Below are 6154 nucleotides of genomic sequence, written 5' to 3'. Positions count from 1 at the left end.
CCTCGGATCTCAGCCCTTGTTCACGACCAATTGTGCTGGCGCAAAATGACAGGTGAAGGTGCTGCCATGGCCCGGCACGCTGCTGATCTCCAGGCGCCCGCGATGGCGCATCAGCACATGCTTGACGATCGCCAGGCCCAGCCCGGTGCCGCCGGTGTTGGAGGCTCGGCTGGAATCGACGCGGTAGAAGCGTTCGGTCAGGCGTGGCAGGTGCTTGGCCTCGATACCGACCCCCGAGTCCTGCACGCTGAGGTGCGCGCCTTGTTCGTCGGCCCACCAGCGGATGCGGATATTGCCTTCGTCCTGGGTGTACTTGACCGCGTTGAACACCAGGTTGGAGAACGCGCTGCGCAGCTCCGACTCGCTGCCTTTGAGGCGTATGCCAGGCGTTGCTTCCAGGCTGATCCGCTGGTTGCGCGGGCCGGACAGGGCCTGGGCGTCGTTCTTGATGGCGGTGAGCAGGGTGTCGACCAGCACTGGCTGGTTGTCCGAGGGATAGTCGGTAGCTTCGAGCTTGGCCAACAGCAACAGGTCGTTGAGCAGCGTCTGCATGCGTGAGCCTTGCGCGCTCATCTGCTGCAAGGCCCGGCTCCAGCGCGGGTTCACGTCCTCGACGTTGTCCAGCAGCGTCTCGAGGTAGCCGGTGATCACTGTCAATGGCGTGCGCAGCTCGTGGGAAACGTTAGCCACGAAGTCCTTGCGCATCTGTTCCAACTGGTGGATGCGGGTCACGTCGCGCACCAGCATCAGGTGCTCGTTGTTGCCGTAGCGGGTGAGGTGCAGTTGCACGCGCAGGCGGTCGTTGATCGGCGAAGGGATCTCCAGCGGCTCGGCGTAGTTCTCCGACTCGAAGTACTCCTTGAAGCGCGGGTGGCGCACCAGGTTGGTCACCGGCTGGCCGCCGTCCTGCGGGGTCTTGAAGCCCAGGAGGGTCTCGGCGGCGCGGTTCCACCACTCAAGGTTGCCGTCGCTGTCGAGCATGATCACCGCATCGCGAAGGGCAGCGGTGGACTCCTGGACCCGGTCGATCACTGCCTGCAGGCGGCCACGCACGCGCTGGTCGCGGCGCTGCAGGTGATAGATGCTGTCGAACACTTCGCCCCACAGGCCGTAGCCATCGGGTGGCGCTTCATCGGGTTGATGATTGCGCAACCAGTCGTGCAAGCGCAGCAACTGCTTCAGTGTCCAGCCCAGGTAGAAGGCCAAGCCGATGGCCAGGCTCCAGCCATAGTAACCGCTGACCAGCCCGCCGATCAGGCAGACGGTGATCAGCAGGAGCATGTGGCGAATCAGGGTCGCGTGCCAGTTCTGGTTCAATTGACAGTCCTTGTACAGCGGGCGCTTGGGCTTCGATCAGCTTTTGGTCGAGAAGCGATAGCCAGTGCCGCGGACGGTTTGTACCAGATTTTCGTAGGCTTCACCCAGTGCCTTGCGCAGGCGGCGGATATGCACGTCGACGGTGCGCTCCTCGACATAGACGTTGCCGCCCCAGACCTGGTCGAGCAACTGGCCGCGGGTGTATGCGCGCTCCTGGTGAGTCATGAAGAACTGCAGCAGGCGGTACTCGGTGGGGCCCATCTCGGCCGGTTTACCATCGATGGTCACGCGGTGGCTGATCGGGTCGAGCAGCAGGCCGCCGACTTCGATCGGCGCTTCGCTGTCGCTTGGGCCGGTGCGGCGCAGCACGGCCTTCAGGCGCGCCACCAGTTCACGGGGCGAGAACGGCTTGGTGATGTAGTCGTCGGCGCCGACTTCCAGGCCCTGGATCTTGTTGTCCTCTTCACCCTTGGCGGTGAGCATGATGATCGGGATGTCGCCGGTCAGCTCGTCGCGCTTGAGGCGGCGGGCCAGCTCGATGCCGGATGTGCCCGGTAGCATCCAGTCGAGCAGGATCAGGTCCGGCTTGCGGTCGACGATGATGGCGTGGGCCTGTTGCGAGTTCTCGGCCTCGAGGCAGTCATAGCCGGCCATTTCCAATGCAACGGCGATCATCTCGCGGATAGGCGCTTCGTCGTCGACGATCAGAATGTTTCTGCCAACCATGCTCAATTACCTCTCCCAGGAACGATGTCTTGGCCCGCATTAGATAACGAAATTATTGCAGCTGTGTGACAGGGCGTGGGCGGTTCTGGCGACATTGCGTGACTGGACTAGGCTACAAGGGGCCGCGAGGGCGGCCGCGAACATTCAATCCACCCCTGAACAATGGTGATTCCAATGACACGACATACGCTGAGCTGGATGGCCCTTTGCGCTGCGCTGGCAGTGCCGGGGGTGGCGTCGGCTCATCACGCCATGGAGAAGGATGGCATGTGGGTCGACCACGATGGCATGACGCTGTACACCTTTGACAAGGACGCTGGTGGCAAGTCCATGTGCAATGGTGAGTGCGCCAAGAACTGGCCGCCGCTGATGGTCAAGAAGGACGACGAGGCGCCGAAGGACAAGTGGACCCACGTCACCCGTGAGGATGGCTCGATGCAGTGGGCCTATGACGGCAAGCCGCTATACACCTTCGTCAAGGACAAGAAGGCCGGCGAGACCACCGGCGATGGCATGAAGGATGTCTGGCACGTCGCCAAGCCTTGATGCACCAGGCGTGGGAGCGCCGCTCGGCCGCTCCCACCATTGGCCTGCACAATTTCAGCGCAGCGCGTAGTCCAGCACCACACCCATGAAGATCAACAACCCCGCCCAGTGGTTGTGCAGGAACGCCTTGAAGCACGACTCGCGGTCCAGCTTGCGCGTCGACCAGAATTCCCAGGCGAAGCATACCGCCGCCGCCAGCAGCCCCAGGTGGAACCAGCCGCCCAGTTCGAAGCGGTTGCCCGCCAGGAGCAGGCAGCCCAGCGACAGCAACTGCAGGCTCAGGATGATCACCCGGTCTGCCTCGCCGAACAGGATGGCGGTGGATTTCACGCCGATCTTCAGGTCGTCGTCACGGTCGACCATGGCGTAGTAGGTGTCATACCCCACCGTCCACAGCAGGTTGGCGATGTACAGCAGCCAGGCGCTGGCCGGCAGTTCGCCACCCGCGGCGGTGAAAGCCATCGGGATTCCCCAGGAATACGCCGCGCCCAGCACCACCTGCGGGTAGTAGGTGTAGCGCTTCATGAACGGGTAGCAGAAGGCCAGGGCCACCGCGCCGAACGACAGCCATACTGTTGTTGCGTTGGTGCACAACACCAACAGGAAGCTCACCCCCACCAGCAAAGCGCACAGCATGAGTGCTTCGCGGGGCTTTACCCGGCCGCTGGCCAGTGGCCGGTCGGCGGTGCGTTTGACGTGGCCGTCCACCTTGCGGTCGGCGAAGTCGTTGATGCAGCAGCCGGCGGCACGCATCAGCACCACGCCGAGGCCGAAAATCAGCACGTTGGCCAGGGTCGGCGAGCCGTTGCCGGCGATCCACACCGCCGACAGCGTCGGCCACAGCAGCAGATAGATGCCGATGGGGCGGTCCATGCGGCTGAGCTGGACAAAGTCCCAGGCGCGCGGGTGAAGGTGGTTGAGCGACTTGAGCAGTTGCAGGTACATCAGCGTTTTTCCTCCTTGACCGCGTGCCACAGGGCGGGCAGGAACACCTCGGCCACCAGCAGGTCGAGGCCGTCGCGTTCGAAGCGCGAGCGCCGTCCCCACAGCCCGGCGCTGGCGACCTCGGCGGGCAGCCAGCCCTGTGGATAACTACATACTTCGATAGGGTGGCGGACGAACGCCTGGTCACAGAACAGCAGCTCGCCCAGCGAGCGGCTGCCCAGGGTCTCCAGGTCGAGCCCGCCGCGTTCCAGCGCCGTGCGGCTGGCCACGCTGCGAGCGAACACCCAGGGATGGTCATGGCCGCGCAGGTAGACCTCGCGCACCCAGCCCTGCGCGCCAGGCCGCAGGCCCAACGCGGCGCATTCATCGTCACGCAGTGGCTGCCAGCCCTCGAACAAAGGAGTGACGCTGAAGTGGTCATGGGACAGACCGGTCAGGCGACGGGTCAGGGAGCCTTCATCGAACAGCCAGTTCAGGGTCGGCTGATCGGGCAGGGGCGCCAGTTGCGGATACGCCAGCCACGCGACAGCGGCTGCTTGCGGGGTTTCGTACGGCACGTCGGTATGCTTGATACAGGCCAGAGAGGCGGCGAGCTTAGCATGATTGCCGTCCTGGCTTGCATACTGCCAGCAGGCCCAGTACAAAAGCCGACCAGAGATTGCACGGTGGTCACTTGCAGGCGCGGGCGTGCCCCGCGACCAGGCCACCAACTGCAACGCACCAATGAGCCTGACCGAGGAACAGCACCCGATGAAAAAGTGGCAATGTATTGTCTGTGGCCTGATCTATGACGAAGCGGACGGCTGGCCGGACGACGGCATCGCCCCCGGCACTCGCTGGGAAGACGTGCCGGAAGACTGGCTGTGCCCTGATTGTGGCGTAGGCAAGAGTGACTTCGAAATGATCGCCATTGGCTGATCGCAACCCTGGTTTGAACAAGGAACGCACGACATGACGTCCCCCGTGGTGATCATTGGTACCGGTCTTGCCGGTTATAACCTGGCGCGAGAGTTTCGCAAGCTGGACGGCGACACGCCGCTGCTGCTGATCACCGCTGACGACGGTCGCTCCTACTCCAAGCCGATGCTGTCCACCGGCTTTGCCAAGCAGAAGGACGCCGACGGCCTGTGCATGGCCGAACCGGGCGCCATGGCCGAGCAGCTCAAGGCCGAGATCCGCACCCACACCCGCATCAGCGGCATCGACCCCGGCCACAAGCGCCTGTGGATCGGCGAAGAAGCGGTGGCGTACCGCGACTTGGTACTGGCCTGGGGCGCGCAGACTGTGCAGGTACCTGTGGAAGGCGATGCGGGCGAGCTGGTCTTCCCGATCAACGACCTTGAGGACTACGCACGTTTTCGTGCCGCTGCCGCAGGCAAGCAACGGGTGCTGATCCTCGGCGCCGGCCTGATCGGCTGCGAATTCGCCAACGACCTCACCTTGGGTGGCCTGCAGTGCGAGATCGTGGCGCCGTGCGAACAGGTAATGCCGACCTTGCTGCACCCTGCGGCGGCCGCCGCGGTGCAGGCAGGCCTGGAAGGGTTGGGGGTGCGTTTCCATCTCGGCCCGGTGCTGACCCGCCTGCAACGCTCCGGGGCGGCACTGGAGGCGCACCTGTCCGACGGCAGCGTCATCCCGTGCGACCTGGTGGTGTCTGCGATCGGCCTGCGGCCGCGCACCGACCTGGCGGCCGCAGCGGGCCTGCAGGTCAACCGCGGGGTGGTGGTGGATCGCCAGCTGCGCACTTCTCACGCCAACATCTTCGCCCTGGGCGACTGCGCCGAGGTCGATGGTATCAACCTGCTGTACGTCATGCCATTGATGACCTGTGCCCGTGCCTTGGCCCAGACCCTGTCCGGCAACCCGACCGCGGTGGCCTATGGGCCAATGCCGGTCACCGTGAAGACCCCGGCCTGTCCGCTGGTGGTGTCCCCCGTGCCGGCAGGCCACGAGGGCACCTGGCTGGTGGAAGGTAGTGGTGGCGACCTGAAAGTGCTCTGCCATGGCGCCGATGGCCAGCTGCTGGGCTACGCCCTGACCGGCGGCGCAGTCATGGAGAAACTGGCGTTGAATCGCCAGTTGCCACCCTTGATGGCATAAATAGCGGGCGTTCTGTCGGAATTATCCTGTTCTTGCCGCGACAATGGCCGCCCAGATACTGGCGCGGCCCCGGTCGGCGTGCCATCCTCACTGGCGTCTGCCGCAGCCTAGAGCCTGCGGTGCCTTGAACGCTGCTCCCTTCGGCAGCACGGCATAACAACAAGAAATCCCGTCAAAGAGGCTTCACTATGCGTAAACCAGAACTCGCCGCCGTCATCGCCGAAAAGGCCGATCTGACCAAGGAAAAGGCCAACCAGGTCCTCAACGCGATTCTCGACAGCATCACCGGCGCACTCGACAAGGACACCGTCACCCTGGTCGGCTTCGGCACCTTCGAAAAACGCCACCGCGGTGCCCGCACCGGCAAGAATCCGCAGACGGGCGAGCCGGTCAAGATCAAGGCCAGCAACACTGTCGCCTTCAAGCCTGGCAAGGGCCTGCGTGACAGCGTCAACGCACCGGCCAAGCCTGCCAAGAAAAAGTGATCGACAAGCCATCGAGACGGGCGCCTTAAGGCGCC

8 protein-coding genes are annotated in these 6154 nt (G+C 64.1%); 4 read left to right on the top strand and 4 right to left on the bottom strand.

Annotated features, from left to right (window positions below; translation table 11 throughout):
- Positions 1–9: 9 nt before the first annotated feature.
- Both phoR and phoB read right to left on the bottom strand, forming a co-directional pair.
- Positions 10–1281 (bottom strand): phosphate regulon sensor histidine kinase PhoR, encoded by a 1272-nt coding sequence (phoR, locus tag ACQ4OD_RS15265; RefSeq protein ID WP_256582483.1) that lies wholly within the window; start codon positions 1279–1281, stop codon positions 10–12.
- Between the two features lie 72 nt (positions 1282–1353).
- Entirely contained in the window at positions 1354–2043 is a 690-nt protein-coding gene (phoB, locus tag ACQ4OD_RS15260) for a phosphate regulon transcriptional regulator PhoB (protein ID WP_003253341.1), read from the bottom strand.
- Positions 2044–2217: 174 nt separating this feature from the next.
- Between phoB and ACQ4OD_RS15255 the strand changes: the two genes are divergently transcribed.
- The gene (locus ACQ4OD_RS15255; protein ID WP_139674832.1) at positions 2218–2589 is read left to right on the top strand and encodes a COG4315 family predicted lipoprotein; all 372 of its coding nucleotides are present in this window, start codon (positions 2218–2220) and stop codon (positions 2587–2589) included.
- A gap of 54 nt (positions 2590–2643) precedes the next feature.
- On the opposite strand, the gene ubiA is transcribed toward ACQ4OD_RS15255, so the two are convergent.
- Positions 2644–3534 carry a 4-hydroxybenzoate octaprenyltransferase gene (gene ubiA / locus ACQ4OD_RS15250; protein WP_139674835.1) on the bottom strand — a complete coding sequence of 297 codons (891 nt, stop codon included), beginning with the start codon at positions 3532–3534 and terminating at the stop codon, positions 2644–2646.
- Entirely contained in the window at positions 3534–4091 is a 558-nt protein-coding gene (locus ACQ4OD_RS15245) for a chorismate--pyruvate lyase family protein (RefSeq protein ID WP_430944526.1), read from the bottom strand. The genes ubiA and ACQ4OD_RS15245 overlap by 1 nt, the downstream gene beginning before the upstream one ends.
- A 193-nt stretch (positions 4092–4284) precedes the next feature.
- Here ACQ4OD_RS15245 and ACQ4OD_RS15240 point away from each other — a divergent pair, with 193 nt between their 5' ends.
- The 3 genes from ACQ4OD_RS15240 (at position 4285) to ACQ4OD_RS15230 (ending at position 6119) form a co-directional block, all read left to right on the top strand.
- Positions 4285–4452: a rubredoxin gene (locus ACQ4OD_RS15240; RefSeq protein WP_023532601.1), complete on the top strand. Its 168-nt coding sequence runs from the start codon at positions 4285–4287 to the stop codon at positions 4450–4452.
- A gap of 33 nt (positions 4453–4485) precedes the next feature.
- Complete coding sequence (locus tag ACQ4OD_RS15235) at positions 4486–5634, top strand: NAD(P)/FAD-dependent oxidoreductase (RefSeq protein WP_430944525.1); 1149 nt, start codon at positions 4486–4488, stop codon at positions 5632–5634.
- Between the two features lie 188 nt (positions 5635–5822).
- Complete coding sequence (locus ACQ4OD_RS15230; protein WP_046857600.1) at positions 5823–6119, top strand: HU family DNA-binding protein; 297 nt, start codon at positions 5823–5825, stop codon at positions 6117–6119.
- Positions 6120–6154: the final 35 nt, after the last annotated feature.

Source organism: Pseudomonas sp. WC1, assembly GCF_050586565.1.
Taxonomy (GTDB): Bacteria; Pseudomonadota; Gammaproteobacteria; order Pseudomonadales; family Pseudomonadaceae; genus Aquipseudomonas.
Note: the sequence above shows the minus strand (reverse complement) of the source record. Positions and strands in the feature narration are given on the sequence as shown.